The following is a 17,227-nucleotide window of genomic DNA, read 5'->3' on the forward strand; positions in this document are numbered from 1 at the left end:
TCCGATGAGCGAGGCAAGCCCCGTCCTGTCCGTCGAAAAACTGACCACCGCCTTTCGTGCCGCAGGGGAATGGCGCGCGGTGATCCGCGATATTTCCTTCGCCGTCGATGCCGGTGAAACCGTTGCCATCGTCGGCGAGTCTGGTTCCGGCAAGAGCGTGACGGCGCTCTCGGCCATGCGCCTTCTGCCCCCCGCCACCTCGCGGGTGAGCGGCCACGTGCGCCTCGAAGGGCGCGATCTCCTGACGCTGTCCGAAAAGGAGATGCGCGCGGTGCGCGGCGGGCGCATCGGCATGATCTTTCAGGAGCCGATGACCTCGCTGAACCCCGTCTTCACGGTCGGCAATCAGCTGGTCGAAGCGCTGGTGCTGCACCGCGACCTTTCGTGGGCGCAGGCCGAGGCCGAGGCCCTGCGCATGATGGAGCGCGTGCGCATTCCCGCCGCGCGCTCGCGCCTCAACGAATATCCGCATCGCTTCTCAGGCGGGATGCGCCAGCGCGTGATGATCGCCATGGCCCTTGCCTGCCGGCCCAGGCTCCTGATCGCGGACGAGCCGACCACCGCGCTCGACGTCACCATCCAGGCCGAAATCCTGCACATCATCCGCGAATTGCAGCGCGAGGAGACCATGGCCGTTCTCTTCATCACGCACGATATGGGCGTGGTGGCGGAGGTCGCGGACCGCACCGTCGTGATGCTGCGCGGCGACATGGTGGAAACCGGGCGCACCGAGGCGATCTTCGCCGCCCCGCGCGAGCCCTATACGAAGGCGCTTCTGGCCGCGATCCCGCGTCTCGGCACGATGGGCGCTTCGCCCGCGCCCAAGCGTTTCCCGAGGGTCGATGCCGCGACCGGCCTTGCCGACGATGGCGCGCCGGCGAGCGTGCCCGATAGCTCAGAGGCTCCGGTTCTGGATGTCGCTGGTCTCTCGACCCGCTTCGACCTGCCGAACGGGCGCATCCATGCGGTCGAGAACGTGTCCTTCGCCATCCGGCCCGGCGAAACGCTGGCGCTGGTCGGCGAGTCCGGCTGCGGCAAGTCCACCACGGGGCGCACCATTCTCGGGCTCGTGAAGCCGAGCGAGGGCGCGGTGCGCATCGACGGCGAGGACGTTCTTTCGGCCGGGCGCGCGGGCCTGCGCCAGATGCGCCGCACCGCGCAGATGATCTTTCAGGACCCGTTCGCCTCGCTCAACCCGCGCATCACGATCGGCGCGGCGATTGCCGAGCCCATTCTCTCGCACGGGCTGATGAACAGGGCGGCGGCGCGCGAGCGCGCGGCCGAGTTGCTGGACAAGGTCGGCCTGTCGCCCTCGGTCGCCTCGCGCTATCCGCACGAGTTCTCCGGCGGTCAGCGCCAGCGCATCTCGATCGCCCGCGCCCTGGCGCTCTCGCCCAAGCTCATCGTCGCGGACGAGGCGGTCTCGGCGCTGGACGTGTCGGTGAAGGCGCAGGTCGCCAATCTGATGCTGGATCTTCAGGAGTCGATGGGCCTCGCCTATCTCTTCATCTCGCATGACATGGCCGTGGTGGAGCGCATCAGCCACCGCGTCGCGGTGATGTATCTCGGCGAGATCGTGGAGATCGGCCCGCGCGCTTCGGTGTTTGGCGCCCCACGCCATCCCTATACGAAACGCCTGATCGAAGCGGTGCCGCTGCCCGATCCGACCCGTCGCGGCTCGCTGCCGCCCAAACTGTCCGAGGAGCTGAAGAGCCCGCTCAGACCGCTCGATTATGTCGCGCCGCCGCGCATCTATGACGAAGTCGCGCCGGGGCATTTCGTGCAGCGGATAGCGTAGGGGCGGGCGGGCGCGCAGAAACCTGTGTGCAAGGCTCCGCCTCGCCTGCATCACGCCGGACATAGCGTAGAGATCGCGCAGCGAAGCGGCGAAGATGCGCGCCACTCAGGGAGACCGCCGTTTTGAGCCGCAACATCATTCTCGTCGATCCGCTGCCGCGCACGCTGGACCTCATCATGACGCCGGACGTGCGCGCCCGCCTGGAGGCTTTGGGCGAGGTCGTCCTGTCGGAGGACAGGCCGATGCCCGACGCCGAGGTCGATGCGCTTCTGCCCGACACGGTTCTGATCTTCGGCCAGACGGCCATGCCGCGCGAGCGGCTGGACCGCGCGCCGCGCCTTCGCGCCATCGTCAATGTCGAGACGAACTTCCTGCCCAATATCGATTATCAGGCCTGCAACGAGCGCGGCATTCCCGTGCTGACGCCGGCCTCCGCCTTCGCCGCGCCGGTGGCGGAAGCCGCGCTCGGGCTGGCGCTGGATCTGGCGCGCGGCATCACGGCGGCCGACCGCGCCTTTCGCGCCGGCGAGGAAGCCTATGGGCTGGCCGGCAACGAGGAGACGTTCCGTTTCGCCGGCGCGCCGGTCGGCATTATCGGCTTGGGCGATCTCGGCCGCTCGCTGCGTGAGCTGATCCGCCCTTTCAAAAACGAAGTGCGCGTCTTCGACCCCTGGCTGCCATCGGCCGCGATCGAGCGGCTGGACTGCCGCCCCGCCGGGCTGGACGAATTGCTGGAAACCTCGCAAGTCGTGTTCGTCTTCGCCAGCGTGACGGCAGAGAACGAAGGCTTCATCGGCGCGCGCGAGTTTGCGCGGATGCCGAAGGGCGCGGCCTTTCTTCTGATGAGCCGCGCCGCCGTGGTGGATTTTCCGGCCATGCTGGACGCCGTGCGCTCCGGGCATATTCGCGCCGCGACCGATGTCTTCCCGGTGGAGCCCGTGCCGGCGGACGATCCGGTGCGCCAACTGCCCGGCCTCATCCTGTCGGCTCACCGCACGGGTGGCACGCGGGACGCCTTCTACGAGATCGGCGCCATGGCCGTGGCCGACGCCGAACTCATCATGCGCGGCCTGCCGCCGCAGCTCTGCCGGCGCGCCGACCCTGCCACGGCGAACCGGCTGCGCTCGAAGCCGGTGGACGTGTCCTGATCCCGGCTTGAAGCCGGGCCGGCTCGCCCGATGTCAGGCGGCGAGATCGAGGACGATGCGGCCCTCGATCTGCCCCTTCTTCATCCGGTCGAACACGTCATTGACCTGTTCGAGGCCGGCGGTGGAAACGGTCGCCTTGACCTTGCCTTCGGCCGCGAAATCCAGCGACTCCTGAAGGTCGAGCCGCGTGCCGACGATCGAGCCGCGCACGGTGATGCCGTTGAGGACGAGACCGAAAATATTGAGCGGGAAGTCGCCCGGCGGCAGGCCGTTCAGCGCCAGCGTGCCGCCCCGCGCCATGAGGCCGACCGCCTGCTCGAACGCCTTCTCGCTGACCGCCGTCACCAGCGCGCCCTGAACGCCGCCGCCCGTCTCCCGCTTGATGACCGTGGCGGGGTCCTCGTTGCGCGCATTCACCGTCAGCGTCGCGCCGAGCCGGCGGGCAAGGTCGAGCTTGGCGTCGTCCACGTCCACCGCCGCCACGTTGAGGCCCATGGCCTTGGCATATTGCACGGCCATGTGGCCGAGGCCGCCAATGCCTGAGATCGCCACCCAGTCCCCCGGCTTGGTGTCGGTCATCTTGAGGCCCTTATAGACCGTGACGCCCGCGCAGAGCACCGGCGCGATGTCCACGAAGGAGATGCCCTTGGGCAGATGGCCGACATAGTTCGGGTTGGCGATCACATAATCGGCAAACCCGCCATTGACGGAATAGCCGGTGTTCTGCTGGCTTTCGCACAGGGTTTCCCAGCCGCCCAGACAGTGCCGGCAACAGCCGCAGGCCGAGTAGAGCCAGGGTACGCCCACCCGGTCCCCTTCCTTGACGTTGCGCACGCCCGCGCCCACCGCCGAAACATAGCCGACGCCCTCGTGGCCGGGCACGAAGGGAGGGTTGGGCTTGACCGGCCAGTCGCCCTCGGCGGCGTGCAGGTCGGTGTGGCATACGCCCGAAGCCTGGATCGCGACCTGGATGAAGCCTGGGCCGGGCTCCGGGATCGCGGCCTCCTCGATGGAAAGCGGTTTGCCGAATTCGCGCACAACAGCCGCACGCATGGTCTTGGCCATGTGAGGTCCTCCCGATGGTGGTCTTTTGGAAAATCGACGACGGGTCCGGCGGAGCCGTCCGGGCGTAGGCCCGGACGGCTCGAGCCTGGATTCAGAAGAAGCCGAGCTTCTTGGGGGAATAGCTGACCAGCATGTTCTTGGTCTGCTGATAGTGGTCGAGCATCATCTTGTGGGTCTCGCGCCCGATGCCGGATTGCTTGTAGCCGCCGAAGGCCGCGTGGGCGGGATAGGCGTGGTAGCAATTGGTCCAGACGCGGCCCGCCTTGATGGCGCGGCCCATGCGGTAGGCCCGCGTGCCGTCCCGCGTCCAGACGCCGGCACCCAGGCCATAGAGCGTGTCATTGGCGATGGCGAGCGCTTCGGCATCGTCCTTGAACGTCGTGACGGAGACCACCGGCCCGAAGATTTCCTCCTGGAAGATGCGCATCCGGTTGTTGCCCTGAAGCACAGTCGGCTTCACGTAATAGCCGTCGAGCCCATCCGGGCGGGCGCGCTCGCCGCCGGTCAGCACCTTGGCGCCTTCCTCGCGGCCGATGTCGAAATAGGAGAGGATCTTCTCCATCTGCTCTTGGGAGGCCTGCGCGCCCACCATCGTCGCGCCGTCCAGCGGATCGCCCTGGATCATGGATTCCACGCGCTTCACCGCGCGCTCCATGAAGCGATCGTAGATGGATTCATGCACCAGCGCGCGGCTCGGACAGGTGCAGACCTCGCCTTGGTTCAGCGCGAACATGGCGAAGCCTTCCAGCGCCTTGTCGAAATAGTCGTCATCCTCGGCCGCGACATCCCCGAAGAAGATGTTGGGGCTCTTGCCGCCCAGCTCCAGCGTCACCGGGATCAGGTTCTCGGAGGCATATTGCATGATGAGACGGCCGGTGGACGTCTCGCCGGTGAAGGCGATCTTGGCGATACGCTTGGACTGCGCCAGCGGCTTGCCTGCTTCCAGGCCATAGCCGTTCACCACATTGACGACGCCCGCCGGCAGGAGATCGGCGATCAGCTCCATCAGCACCAGGATCGAGGCCGGCGTCTGCTCGGCGGGTTTCAGCACCACGCAATTGCCGGCGGCAAGCGCGGGCGCGAGCTTCCACACGGCCATCAGGAGCGGGAAGTTCCACGGAATGATCTGGCCGACGACGCCGAGCGGCTCGTGATAGTGATAGGCGACCGTGTCGTTGTCGATCTCCGACAGCGCGCCTTCCTGCGAGCGTAGGCAGCCGGCGAAATAGCGGAAATGGTCGATCGCGAGCGGCACGTCGGCGGCGCGCGTTTCGCGGATCGGCTTGCCATTGTCCCAGGTCTCGACGGTCGCCAGAAGCTCGAGATTCTCCTCCATCCGGTCGGCGATCCGCAGAAGCAGCAGCGAGCGGTCGGCCGGGCTGGTGCGGCCCCAGGCGTCCGCGGCGGCATGGGCGGCATCGAGCGCGCGCTCGATGTCTTCCGCTCCGCTGCGCGCGACTTCGCAGAGCAAACGCCCGTCGACGGGCGAGCGGTTCTCGAAGGTGCGCCCATCGGCGGCGTCCACGAAACGGCCGCCGATGAAGTTGCCGTAGCGGCTCTTGAACGGAGCCGAGCGGGTGGTGATGGGTAGCTGGATCGTCATGGAACCTCCTCATTCCTCGCGATGAGCCAGGCGAGGTTCCTCCTCGCATCGGGGAGTCGCAAGTAGTGGATGGACCGGGGCGCCGGGATGTGATGAACTTTCTGATGTGTCCGTGTAGCATTCGATGCGGCGCGCGACAGTAGAACAAGCCGGTGTCGCAGATTGCGACAGTTGGGGGAGGTCGAACCGTCATGGAAACCAATGACATGATCTCGGCGCGACAGGCGTTCTTCCATGAAGGACAGTTGCCGAGTGCTGCGGTGCGACAGCCCGTCTTGCGATCTTGGTTGCGATGCAGCGACCTAGGGCTGGCCGAACAGCGCCCGCCCGCGCTTCAGCCGCTGACGGACGGCGAGCTACGCCTCCTGCACCAGCGGCACGACGCGCTGCGCCGCTTGTGTCGCCCGGAGCTGGAAATGCTGGCGGGCGAGGCGCGCGACACGATGAGCGTCGTGGTTCTGGCCGATGGCGACGGCATGATCCTCGATGCGATCGGCGATGCGGGTTTTGCCTCGCGCGCGGCCGAGGTGGCGCTGCGCCCCGGCGTCTCCTGGAAGGAAGCGAGCACGGGCACCAACGCGATCGGCACGGCGCTGGCCGAGCGACGCGCCATCGCGGTCAACGGCTCGGAGCATTTCTTTCCCGATCACCGCGTTCTCAGCTGCGCGGCGACACCCATCATCGATCCGCGTGGCGCGCTGATCGGCGCGCTCGACCTCACCGGCCCCTCCACCCACGGCCATGGCCACGCGCTCGGCCTGATCCGGTTGGCGGTGGATCAGATCGAGCATCGCCTGTTCCGCCGGCATTTTCAGGACTGCCGACTCTTACGCTTCCACAGCGACCCGGCCATGCTCGGAACCAGCCGGGAGGGCATCCTGGTGTTTCGCGAAGAAGGCCTCGTGGCCGGCAACCGGCGCGGCCTGTCGCTCGCCGGCCTCTCGTGGGACGCGCTGGACGACGCCTCGTTCGAGACGATCCTCTCGGTCGAGGAGCCCAGCCGAGACGGACTTCTCCTGCGCCTGTCCTCCGGGGCCTATGCGGCCGGCCAGTGGGATACGGATCATGCCGCTGCGCGTGGGAGCGATCTCGACCTCGTGGCGCGCCCGGTGGAGCCGCGCCCGGCCATGACGCGCGAGGAGCGCGAGGTGGCGGCGATCCGTGCAGCGCTCTCCGCCCATGGCGGCAATGTCAGCAAGGCCGCCCGCCAGCTCGGCCTTCACCGCAGCACGATCCACCGCTACCGCAAACAAGGGCTGGTCTGATCGGGCGGGGATAATCGAGGAAGAAGCCATGGCTGTGCTCCGCATCGTCCCCAATATCGCGACCGATCGCTTGGGTGAGGCCCGACGCTTCTACGGCGAGCTTCTGGGGCTGGAGGTCGGCATGGATCACGGCTGGATCGTGACCTTCGTCGGGGCGGGAGCCGCCGCGCCGCAGATCAGCTTCGCGCACGAGGGCGGGTCCGGCACGCCAGTCCCCGATCTCTCGATCGAGGTGGACGATCTCGATGCCGTCTACGAACGACTACTGCACGCGGGCAGCGCCATCGAATACGGCCCCGCGACGGAGCCCTGGGGCGTCCGGCGCTTCTTCGTACGCGACCCCTTCGCGCGTTTGGTGAACATTCTCCAGCACCAGCCGGGTTGAAGGGCCGGCACGCCGGTCTCATGCGAACGCCGAGCGGACGGTATCGGCAGCAAGGCTATCGGTCGGTTTCGCATGGGCGGCGAAGCGACGGCTGCTTCTGGAGCGGGCAAGAATTTTCCGCGTCGAGGGCGACTGACTGTCGCCCGCCCCGTACTCACCGACTGTGCTCCGAGCGAGGAAGCCGGCGGCTGTCTCAGCCCGCCGTCGAACCTCCATAATCCGCGTCGGACACCGGCTCCAGCCAGTCCACGACCTTGCCGTCCTTCTGCTCCTGAATGGCGATATGGGTCATGCCCGTGGTGGGCGATGCGCCGTGCCAGTGCTTTTCGCCTGGCTCGAACCAGACCACGTCGCCCGGCCGGATTTCTTCCACCGGGCCGCCCTCGCGCTGCGCAAGGCCGAGCCCGGCGGTGACGATCAGCGTCTGGCCGAGCGGGTGGGTGTGCCAGGCCGTGCGCGCGCCGGGCTCGAAGGTCACGCTGGCCGCTGCGGCACGCCTCGCCTCATTGGGCGAGAAGAGCGGATCGACGCGCACCGACCCGGTGAACCAGTCCGACGGCCCGCGACCCGAAGGTGTCGAACCATTGCGCGTGATGTTCATAGGCGTCTCCCCAAGCGGCGCGCTTCCTCAAGCGGTGCGCTCGTTTCAACCCCGATCTTCCCACGGATCGCCCCGGCAGGCCAAGAGCCGGGGCCGCGCTAAAAGCTCTGGCGCGAGGTCCCGTCAGAACTCGGCGACCTTGCCCCAGGCCGCGTCGTTGAGGCGCTTCGGGTTGTAAGGGCGCGGATCGACGATGGGCGTCTGCCCGGTGATGAGATCGGCGACGAGATGGCCCGCGCCGGGACCGATGCCGAAGCCATGGCCGCTGAAACCGGCCGCCAGGATGAAGCCCGGAACGGCTTCGATCTCGCCGATCGCCGGCACGCCGTCCGGCGTGGAATCGATATAGCCGGCCCAGCTATGGGTGATCGTCGTCTGCCGCAGCCCCGGCAGAAGCTCCAGCGCGCGCTTGTGGGTCTCGTTGATCTGGCCCCGATCCGGCTTGGGATCGAGAATGCGCACGCGCTCCATCGGCGTCACCTCGTCCAGCTTCCAGCGGGCCAGCGTCTCGTGGCCGCTGCGCCAGCCTTCCATCCCGCCGGGCGCGAGGCTGCGCCAGCGCCGCGCGAACATGGGCACGAACTCGCGCGCGAAGCGGAACTGCTGGGGCGTCGGATCGACGCGGGCGCGGCCGCTGATCGCCAGCGTATAGCCGCCATTGCCGCGCCGGGTGACGGAAACGCCCGCCGTGTGCAGCGTGTCGGGCAGGTCGTTGGCGCCGGGCGACACCGCCAGAATGGACGAGCGCACCGCCGCTTGCGGAAAGCGCAGGCCGAGCTGGCGGCAGAAGGACGAAGCCCAGGCTCCGCCCGCCATCACCGCGACCTTGGTGCGGATCGTGCCTTTTTCCGTGACGACCGCGCTGACGCGCCCGCCCGAGAGTTCCAGCCCACGCGCCGCGCAATTCTGATGGACCGTGCCACCGTTTCGCATGATCGCGCGCGCGATCACCGGCACGGCGCACGAGGGGTCGGCCGTGCCGTCGCTGGGGGAGAAGACGCCGCCTTTCCAGCCGCGCCCAGTGGCCTGACCGCGCTCGGCGGCCTGAGCGGCATTCAGCATATAGGTGGTGACGCCGACCGTGCGGGCGAACTCGCCCCACTTGGCCCAGCCGGCCAGTTCCGCCTCGTTCTGCGAGAGATAGAAGAGGCCGCAGCGGCGAAAGCCGGTTTCCTCGCCGGTTTCCTCGGCCAGCTTGTCCCAAAGGTCGAGGCTCCTGGTGGAGATCGGAAGCTCGCGCGCGTCGCGGTTTTGCTGGCGGCACCAGCCCCAATTCCGGCTGGACTGTTCCGCGCCGACCAGACCCTTCTCGACCAGCGCGACCTTCAGGCCGCGCCGCGAGAGGTAATAGGCCGAGAACACGCCGGCGACGCCGCCGCCGATCACCACGACATCGGCCTCGGCGGGAAGATCGGGACTGCTCTCGATTCGCAACAGGGGTTGGGACATGGTTTCTCCTTGGCGCGCGCCGCAGCATAACCAAGGCCGGGTCGACCGCGGCGCTGCTTGGCGCCGGTCCTGCGGCAGTTCCTGCCGTTGGGTGAGCGCGGGGGAGGCGATTGTGCCGAGGGGCCGAGCGCGCATTCGATTGCGAGCGGGGGCGAAAGCGGCGATAGTCCGCGCCAGACCGAAAGACCAGACAAGGCCGCCATGAAGCTCGACCGTATCGACCTGAAGATCCTTTCGGAGCTCCAGAAAAACGGACGCATCACGAATGTCGAACTGGCCGAACTCGTGAATCTTTCGCCGAGCCCCTGCCTGATGCGGGTCAAGAAGCTCCAGAGCGAAGGCTATATCACCAATTATTCCGCGCAGATCGACGTGTCGAAGCTGGGCCAGACGCTGACCGTCTTCACCGAGATCACGCTCAAGAACCACCGGCAGATCGACTTCGCCCGCTTCCTCGCCGCCATCGAGAAGGTCGAGGCGGTGATGGAATGTCATCTGATTTCAGGCGGCTACGACTATCTGATCAAGTTCGTGACGCCCGATATCGGCGAATATCAAAGCACGATGGAGCGCCTGCTCGACCTCGATATCGGCATCGAGAAATATTTCAGCTTCGTGGTGCTGAAGTCGCCGATCGTGCGCACCTACCTGCCGCTGGATTCGATGTTCCGCGTGTGACGGGGCGCGGCGCGCCCCATCCTCCTTATCTCTGCGCGAAGCTCTTCAGAAGCTCGGGGTCCTGCGCCAGCCCGTCCAGCCAGCCGGTGCGCAACTGCGGGACGGAGGAGAAGAGGAGCTTGGTGTAGGGATGGGTCGGGTGGCCGCCGTCGATCTCGGGGCGAAGCTGCTCGATATTCTCGCCCTTGTACATCACCACCACCTCGTCGCAGATCGCGCGAACGGTTTCCAGATCGTGGCTGATGAAGAGATAGGACAGCGACAGCTCGCGCTGGAGTTCCTTCAGAAGGTCGATGATCGCGGCCGCGACCACCGTGTCGAGAGCCGACGTGATCTCGTCGCACAGGATGACCTTGGCATCGGCCGCCAGCGCGCGGGCCAGATTGATGCGCTGCTTCTGGCCGCCCGACAATTCGCCGGGTCGGCGATGGCGCAGGGCGCGCGGCAGATGCACCATATCCAGCAACTGGTCGATCCGCGCCTCGCGCGCCCGCCCGTTCATCCCATGATAGAAGATCAGGGGACGGGCCAGGATTTCGCCGATGGATTTGGCGGGGTTGAGCGAGGTGTCGGCGAACTGGAACACGATCTGGAGCTGGCGCAGCTCCTCGCGCGTGCGCTGGCGCAGATCGGGCGCGAGACGGCGGCCCTCGAAGAGCACCTCGCCCTTGGCGGCCGGCAGAATGCCCGAGATGACGCGAGCCAGCGTCGATTTTCCGCAGCCGGATTCGCCGACGATGCCGAGATTGCGCCCGCGCTTCAGCTCGATGCTGACATCGCTCAAGACCCGCAAGGACGGAATGCCGTTTGCGTCGAGCTTGCCATAGCCGGCGGTGATGTTGCGGGCCACCAGAAGCGGCGCGTCGCCGGTCTCTGCGGGGGCCGGCGGGCGCGGCGCGGCGCTCGGCCGGAAAGCCGCCAGAAGTTCTTGCGTGTAGGGATGCTGCGGGCGCTCCAGAATATCCGAGGTCTCGCCCTGCTCCTGAATCTCGCCATGGCGCAGCACGACGATGCGGTCCGCGATCTGCGCGACGACGGCGAGATCATGCGAAACATAGACGCCCGCGATGCGGCCCTTGCGCATGACCGACTTGAAGGCTCGGAGAACCTCGACCTGCGTCGTCACGTCGAGCGCGGTGGTCGGCTCGTCGAAGATCACGAGCTTGGGGTCGCCGATCAGGGCCATGGCCGCCGAGAGGCGCTGCAACTGGCCGCCCGAGACCTGATGCGGATAGCGCTCGCCGATCGTCTCGGGGTTTGGCAGGGCCAGCGCGCGGAAGAGATCGATCGCTTTGCGACGCGCCTCGGCCTCGGGCATCGAGCCGTGGATGCGCGTGACCTCGACCACCTGATCCATGATCTTGTGCGAGGGGTTGAAGGCGGCCGCCGCGCTCTGCGGCACGTAGGAGACGAGCGAGCCGCGCATCTCGGCGCGCCGGCGCTCGGAGAGCGCGCCCATCTCCACGCCGTCCAGATGAACCGTTCCCGAGGTGACGCGGCAGCCGGGACGGGTATGGCCCATGAGGTCGAGCGCGATCGTTGTCTTGCCCGAGCCGCTTTCGCCGATCAGCGCGACGATCTCGCCCTCGTCGATGTCGAAGGAAACACCCCGGATGATCTCCACCCGGCGCCCGGAATCGGTGCGTGCCTCGATCTTCAGGTCGCGGACTTCGACAAGACGGCTCATGCCTGTTCGCTCCGGTCGCGGATTTTCTGGGGCAGGTTGTCGATCAGGAGGTTCACGCTGATCGTGAGGCTGGCGATCGCGATGGAAGGAAAGAGCACGGCAGGCGCGGCGAAGGACAGGCCACCGATATTTTCCTTCACCAGCGCGCCCCAGTCGGCGTCCGGCGGCTGCACGCCGAGCCCGAGAAAGGACAGGCTGGAGAGAAGCAGCACGATGAAGACGAAGCGCAGGCCGAAATCGGCGAGCACCGGCCCGATGATGCCCGGCAGGATCTCGGCGCGGATGAGATAGCCGAGCCGCTCGCCGCGCGCCCGCGCCACGACCACATAGTCCATCGCGTTGACATTGACGGCGAGCGCGCGTGCGAAGCGATAGCAGCCGGGAATGTAGATGAAGGCGAGCGTCAGGATCAGGATCGGGATGGAGGAGCCGACGGCGGCCACCAGAACCAGCGCCAGGATCTTGCTGGGGATCGAGGTCAGCGCATCCAGAAGGCGGCTGAGCGCGCTGTCGAAGAACCCGCCGATCACCGCCGCCGTCATGCCGAGCGTGATGCCGCAGAAGCAGGCGATGAAGACGGCCGCCAGCGAAATGCCGACCGTATAGCGCGCGCCGAAGATGATGCGCGAAAGAACGTCGCGGCCGAGATAGTCGGTGCCGAGCGGGAATTGCGAGGAGACCGGACCGAAATAGTCGAAATCCACGATCTCGCCCACGGGATGGGGCGCGAGAAGGGGCGCGAAGATCGCGACCAGCGCCCAGGCGAGGATCACCAGAAAGGAGATCACGCCGACGAGGTTCATCCGGTAGCCGAGGCGCGAGCGCCGCACCGTCTGCGGGCTGGAGAGGGGAGCCGTCATGCTTTGCGCAGCCTCGGGTTGGAGATGATGGCGACGAGGTCCGCGATGGTGATCAGAAGCAGATAGGCGAGACAGAAGATCATCGCACAGCTCTGGATCAGCGGCAGGTCGCGTGTCGAAACGGCGTCCAGCATCAGCTTGGCGATGCCGGGATAGTTGAAGATCGTCTCGACGATGATGACGCCGCCGAGCAGATAGGACAGCGACAGGGCGACGGCATTGACGATCGGGCCCAGCGCGTTGGGCAGGGCGTGGCGCAGGACGATGCGGCTGGGCGATGCGCCCTTCAGGAGCGCCATCTCGACATAGGGCGCGCTGAGGGTCTCGATCACGGCGGCGCGCGTCATGCGGATCATTTGCGCCGAGATGACGAAGCTCAGCGTGATCACGGGCATGGCGAAGGCCTTCAGAAGACCTGAGATCGTGGTGATGTCGCCGGTCATGGAGAGCGCCGGCAGCCAGCCGAGATAGACCGCGAAGATGATGACCGCGAGCGTCGCAACCATGAATTCGGGCACCGAGATCACCGCGATGGTGAAGAAGGAGATGATGCGGTCGACGATCGTGCCGCGCAGGATCGCCGCCGTGATCCCGATCATCAGAGCGAACGGAACCGAGACGGCGGCCGTGATGCCGGCGAGCTTCAGCGAATTGACGAGACGTCCGCCGATCAGCTGCGATACCGGCAGATTGTTCACATAGGAGGTGCCGAGATCGCCGGTCGCGAGATTGCGCAGCCATAGAAGAAAGCGCACGGCGGCGGGCTGGTCGAGATGCATGGCGGTGCGCAGGCCCGCGACGGCCTCGGGCGTTGCCGCCTGTCCCAAGAGAATCTGGGCCACATCCCCCGGCAGAAGAGCGGTCGCGAAGAAGATGACGACGGCGACGATCAGCAGCGTCACCAGGGCGACCACCACGCGTCCCGCGATCATACGGAGGATGAGAGAATTCATGAGCGGCCCATGCGCGGAGGCGGAAACGACGGAAGGCCCTCGGGAGCGTCGCCGCTCCCGAGGGCAGAGATCAGTCTCAGGCTTCGATCCAGACGTGTTCGGCCAGGGTGTAGCCCATCATGCCGCCGAGCGGGTTCGCCACGAGGCCCTTCAGCTTGGGCGAAACGCCGTCGAGATTGGACTGGAAGGCCGGGATCACCGTACCGGCCTCGTTGGAGACCATGGCCTGCATCTGGCCGTAGATTTCCTTGCGCTTGGCCTGGTCCAGCATGCCGCGCGCTTCCAGCAGCATCGCGTCGAACTTGGGCGATTTGAAGCGGCTTTCGTTCCAGGCGGCGTCCGACTGGTACAGGAGCGAGAACATGATGTCGGGCGTCGGACGGGCGTTGATATTGCCGAAGCCGACGGCATCCTTCAGCCAGTTGTTCGACCAGAAACCATCCGAGGGAACGCGGTCGATGACGATGTTGAGACCGATCTTCCCGGCCGCCTGCTGGATGACGGCTGCGTAGTCGAGCGAGCTGCTGGCCGCTTCCGAGGCCACCATGTGAATGTCCTGACCCAGAACGCCGGCCTTCTGGAAGAGCGACTTGGCGCGCTCGGGATCGAACTCGCGCTGCTTCAGCTCGGCGTTGAAATAGGGGTTCCACGACGGGACCGGCTGGTCATTGGCGATCTCGGCGAGGCCGCGCAGGACCGACTTCTGGATGGTCTCGCGGTTGACGAGATATTTGAAGCCTTCGACCACGCCCGCCTTGTCGCCGGGTGCCATGTCGAGGCGGATGTTCAGGTTCGTATAGGTGCCGAGCTTGCTGACGAACGGGGCGACCGCCGAATTGCCCTCGATGATGCGCATCGAGCGCGGGTTCAGGTTGGCGCCGACATGGATGTCGCCCGACAGAACCGCGTTGAGACGGGCCGACTCGTCCGAGATCGCGAAGAACTCGAACGTATCGACGTAAGGTCCGGTGCCCTTCCAGTAATTGTCGTTGCGCGTCATGATGGAGCGCACGCCCGGCTGGAACTCCTTGAGAAGGAACGGGCCGGTGCCGTTGCCCTTCGAGAAGTCGCTCGTGCCGTCGGCCACGATCATGAAGTGATGCAGCGCCAGGATGGTCGGCAGGTCGGCGTTGGGAGCCACCAGCGTGATCTCGGCGGTCAGATCGTCCACCGCCTTGACGCCTTCGAACTGCTTGGCGAGGGCGTTGACCTTGGAGCCCACCGCCGGGTCGAGATGGCGCATCAGCGAGTAGGCGACGTCCTTGGCGGTCAGGCTCTGACCTTCGTGGAAGGTCACGCCCTTGCGCAGCTTGACGGTCCAGACCTTGGCGTCCGTGCTTTCGATGCTGTCGGCGAGTTCCATCACCGTCTGGCCGGAGCCGTCGATGAAGGTCAGGCGATTGTAGAGAGCGCAGATCCGCGAATAGTCGGTCGCGTTGGAGGCCTTGGCGGGGTCCAGCGTATCGGCCGTGGAGGCCGAGAACCCGGCGACCTTGAGATGGCCGCCCTTGACGGGTGTCGCGGCGAAGGCCGCGCCGGCCCGGCCGAGGATCGCGGTGCCGGCGGTGAGCGCCACGCCGCCCATCAGCATCATCTTGAGGAGTTCGCGCCGATTGGCGCCCCGCCGAATGGCGTCCTCCACCATGGCGTCGTCACGAGACGTCCAGTTGGCCATCTTATCGCGCATTGCAATTCCCCTTAATTGACGACGCCCTGTCGGCGGGTGGGTTCGAAGGACCGGGCCACTCGCCCTGATCCTTCGGGTTCGAAACCGGCGGTGCCGGGTGCCCTCGTGCCGAGACGTCCGGTGGGACGTGCTTCGGCAGCTGTTTGGCCCCTTCCGCCAGATCCGATCGCGAGTGGTCCGACCGGACCGCTTGAGATCGGAAGCGCCGTGTCCCGCGAGGGGCGGCGCTGGTTAAGGTTTCCCTCTGCCTTCAGTCTGCCCCGCCCGCATCGTGGATTGCGCTGAATCCAGCGAAGCGGACGGCACAATATTGCGAATTGCCGGCTCTGACAAAATTTGTGCAGCGCCGCATCGTGCCGAAGACTTGATCAGCCCTTCATCGCCGCGCGCACATCCGGGTCTTCGAGCGTCTGGTCCAGTGTCGTGCGGGTGCAGTCCACGATGCGGTCGATGTCGTCGTCCGTGCAGCAGAGCGGCGGGGCGTAGCCGAGAATCCCGTTGGCGAAGGCGCGGATCACGAGGCCATTGTCCCAGGCGCGGTCGAAGATGCGGCGTGCCGGCTCGGCGCTGGCGGGAAGCGGCGTCTTGTTCGCTTTGTCGGTGACGAGTTCGATCGCGGCCAACATGCCGCGCCCGCGCACCTCGCCCACCAGCGGATGGTCGGCCAGGGCATGGAGCCCCGCCATCAGGCGCTGGCCGGCGCGCGCGCCGTTGTCGAGAAGGCCGTTCTCATAGAGGCGGAGGCATTCGAGGCCGACCGCCGCGCTGACGGGATGGGCCGAATAGGTATAGCCATGGCCGATCGCCGCCGCGCCCGCGCCATCGGCAATCGTGTTGTAGACCTTGTCCGACAGGAACACCGCGCCCATCGGCACATAGCCCGAGGTCAGGCCCTTGGCCGTGGTCATGAGATCGGGCACCACGTCCTCGGTGGTGCAGGCAAAGAGCGGCCCGGTGCGCCCGAAGCCGGTGATGACCTCGTCGGCGATGAAGAGAATGTCGAGTTCGCGGCAGGTCTCGCGCATCGCCTTGACCCAGCCGTCGGGCGGAACCAGCACGCCGCCCGAGCCCTGGATCGGCTCGACATAGAAGGCCGCGACACGCTCGGCGCCGAGTTCCGCCACCTTGGCGCGCAGCGCGCCGACCGAGGCGTCGATGATCGCCTGAGGATCGGTGCCGACCGGGTTGCGGTAGCTGTAGTGCGAGGGAATCTTGTGCTGCCAGTCGAAGGGCAGGCCGAAGCCGGCATGGAAGAGCGGCAGCGCGGTCAGGCCCGCGCCGACCGTCGAGGAGCCGTGATAGCCGTTGGCGACCGAGATGAACTGGTCCTTCTCCGGCTTGCCCAGGCAATGGTAGTAATAGCGGATGAAGCGGATCGTGCTGTCCACCGCGTCCGAGCCGCCCAGCGTGAAATAGACGTGGTTAAGATCGCCCGGCGCGCGCTCGGCCAGTTCCGCCGCCAGCCGGATCGCGGGCTCGGAGCCCAGGCTGAAATAGCCGGTGGCATAGGGCAGTTCCTGCATCTGGCGCGTGGCCGCCTCCACGATGCTGTTCTGCCCGTAGCCTGCGTTCACGCACCAGAGACCGGCGAAGCCGTCCACCATCTCGTGGCCGCTCGCGTCGGTAACGCGCGCGCCCTGGCCCGAGCGCAGGACGCGCACGCCCGCCTTCTCATGGCCGCGATAGGAGGCGACGGGGTGCACCAGATGGGCGCGGTCCAGTTCGACCAGCGAATTGCTCAGCATGGGGTCTCCAGTTCCAACAGGGCGCGCCGGTCGAAACCCAAGCGCGCGGATGCGAAGGCGAAGGGGCGATCCCGGACGGGGCGCGCTCTCACTCTCTGGAGGCCAGCATAGCGCCCGCCGACCGGCAAGGCGTATCGTCCAGCTATCCTGACCGATCATTTGCGCTTTTGATGGGCCGAGTTCCGCATCTTATGCTCCCCGGCGCGAGCCAGGCGGGCGGGAGCCGAGCAAGTCGTGCCGTGCGCGCCTTGCATTTCACAACAATCTGCTATCGCCGGGGCCATTGCGGTCCGTCAGCGGGAT

14 protein-coding genes are annotated in these 17,227 nt (G+C 66.7%); 5 read left to right on the forward strand and 9 right to left on the reverse strand.

The window, feature by feature from the left end; all coding sequences use genetic code 11:
- Positions 1-4 precede the first annotated feature (4 nt).
- Both AUL28_RS11220 and AUL28_RS11225 read left to right on the forward strand, forming a co-directional pair.
- The gene (locus tag AUL28_RS11220) at positions 5-1,798 is read left to right on the forward strand and encodes an ABC transporter ATP-binding protein (RefSeq protein WP_062232486.1); all 1,794 of its coding nucleotides are present in this window, start codon (positions 5-7) and stop codon (positions 1,796-1,798) included.
- A 122-nt stretch (positions 1,799-1,920) separates the two neighbouring features.
- Positions 1,921-2,946: a hydroxyacid dehydrogenase gene (locus tag AUL28_RS11225; protein ID WP_062232488.1), complete on the forward strand. Its 1,026-nt coding sequence runs from the start codon at positions 1,921-1,923 to the stop codon at positions 2,944-2,946.
- Between the two features lie 33 nt (positions 2,947-2,979).
- Here the strand turns inward: AUL28_RS11225 and adhP are convergent, their stop codons facing one another.
- Both adhP and adh read right to left on the reverse strand, forming a co-directional pair.
- Positions 2,980-4,011 (reverse strand): alcohol dehydrogenase AdhP, encoded by a 1,032-nt coding sequence (gene adhP / locus AUL28_RS11230; RefSeq protein WP_062232490.1) that lies wholly within the window; start codon positions 4,009-4,011, stop codon positions 2,980-2,982.
- 91 nt (positions 4,012-4,102) lie between these two features.
- Positions 4,103-5,614 (reverse strand): aldehyde dehydrogenase, encoded by a 1,512-nt coding sequence (gene adh, locus AUL28_RS11235; RefSeq protein ID WP_062232492.1) that lies wholly within the window; start codon positions 5,612-5,614, stop codon positions 4,103-4,105.
- A 287-nt stretch (positions 5,615-5,901) separates the two neighbouring features.
- Here adh and AUL28_RS11240 point away from each other — a divergent pair, with 287 nt between their 5' ends.
- Entirely contained in the window at positions 5,902-6,879 is a 978-nt protein-coding gene (locus tag AUL28_RS11240; protein WP_244493495.1) for a GAF domain-containing protein, read from the forward strand.
- 28 nt (positions 6,880-6,907) lie between these two features.
- On the forward strand, positions 6,908-7,264 hold the full coding sequence (locus AUL28_RS11245; protein ID WP_062232496.1) for a VOC family protein: 357 nt from the start codon (positions 6,908-6,910) through the stop codon (positions 7,262-7,264).
- Positions 7,265-7,457: 193 nt separating this feature from the next.
- Here AUL28_RS11245 and AUL28_RS11250 read toward each other — a convergent pair whose 3' ends face one another.
- Positions 7,458-7,865, reverse strand: a complete 408-nt coding sequence (locus AUL28_RS11250; RefSeq protein ID WP_062232498.1) for a (R)-mandelonitrile lyase — start codon at positions 7,863-7,865, stop codon at positions 7,458-7,460.
- 123 nt (positions 7,866-7,988) lie between these two features.
- Positions 7,989-9,314, reverse strand: coding sequence for an NAD(P)/FAD-dependent oxidoreductase (locus AUL28_RS11255; protein ID WP_062232500.1), 1,326 nt, complete (start codon positions 9,312-9,314; stop codon positions 7,989-7,991).
- 201 nt (positions 9,315-9,515) lie between these two features.
- On the opposite strand from AUL28_RS11255, the gene AUL28_RS11260 reads away from it, so the two are divergent.
- Positions 9,516-9,992, forward strand: a complete 477-nt coding sequence (locus AUL28_RS11260) for an Lrp/AsnC family transcriptional regulator (RefSeq protein ID WP_058598726.1) — start codon at positions 9,516-9,518, stop codon at positions 9,990-9,992.
- Between the two features lie 25 nt (positions 9,993-10,017).
- On the opposite strand, the gene AUL28_RS11265 is transcribed toward AUL28_RS11260, so the two are convergent.
- The 5 genes from AUL28_RS11265 to AUL28_RS11285 all read right to left on the reverse strand — a co-directional run bounded on the left by AUL28_RS11265 (position 10,018) and on the right by AUL28_RS11285 (position 16,924).
- Positions 10,018-11,679 (reverse strand): ABC transporter ATP-binding protein, encoded by a 1,662-nt coding sequence (locus tag AUL28_RS11265; RefSeq protein ID WP_062232502.1) that lies wholly within the window; start codon positions 11,677-11,679, stop codon positions 10,018-10,020.
- On the reverse strand, positions 11,676-12,539 hold the full coding sequence (locus AUL28_RS11270; RefSeq protein ID WP_058598728.1) for an ABC transporter permease: 864 nt from the start codon (positions 12,537-12,539) through the stop codon (positions 11,676-11,678). The genes AUL28_RS11265 and AUL28_RS11270 overlap by 4 nt, the downstream gene beginning before the upstream one ends.
- Positions 12,536-13,492 carry an ABC transporter permease gene (locus AUL28_RS11275; protein WP_062232504.1) on the reverse strand — a complete coding sequence of 319 codons (957 nt, stop codon included), beginning with the start codon at positions 13,490-13,492 and terminating at the stop codon, positions 12,536-12,538. Before AUL28_RS11275 ends, AUL28_RS11270 begins: the two co-directional genes overlap by 4 nt.
- A gap of 76 nt (positions 13,493-13,568) precedes the next feature.
- Complete coding sequence (locus tag AUL28_RS11280) at positions 13,569-15,179, reverse strand: ABC transporter substrate-binding protein (protein WP_058635781.1); 1,611 nt, start codon at positions 15,177-15,179, stop codon at positions 13,569-13,571.
- A gap of 368 nt (positions 15,180-15,547) precedes the next feature.
- Entirely contained in the window at positions 15,548-16,924 is a 1,377-nt protein-coding gene (locus AUL28_RS11285) for an aspartate aminotransferase family protein (protein WP_062232506.1), read from the reverse strand.
- Positions 16,925-17,227 lie beyond the last annotated feature (303 nt).

It is taken from the genome of Aureimonas sp. N4 (assembly GCF_001463925.1).
GTDB classification, from domain to species: Bacteria; Pseudomonadota; Alphaproteobacteria; order Rhizobiales; family Rhizobiaceae; genus Aureimonas; species Aureimonas ureilytica_A.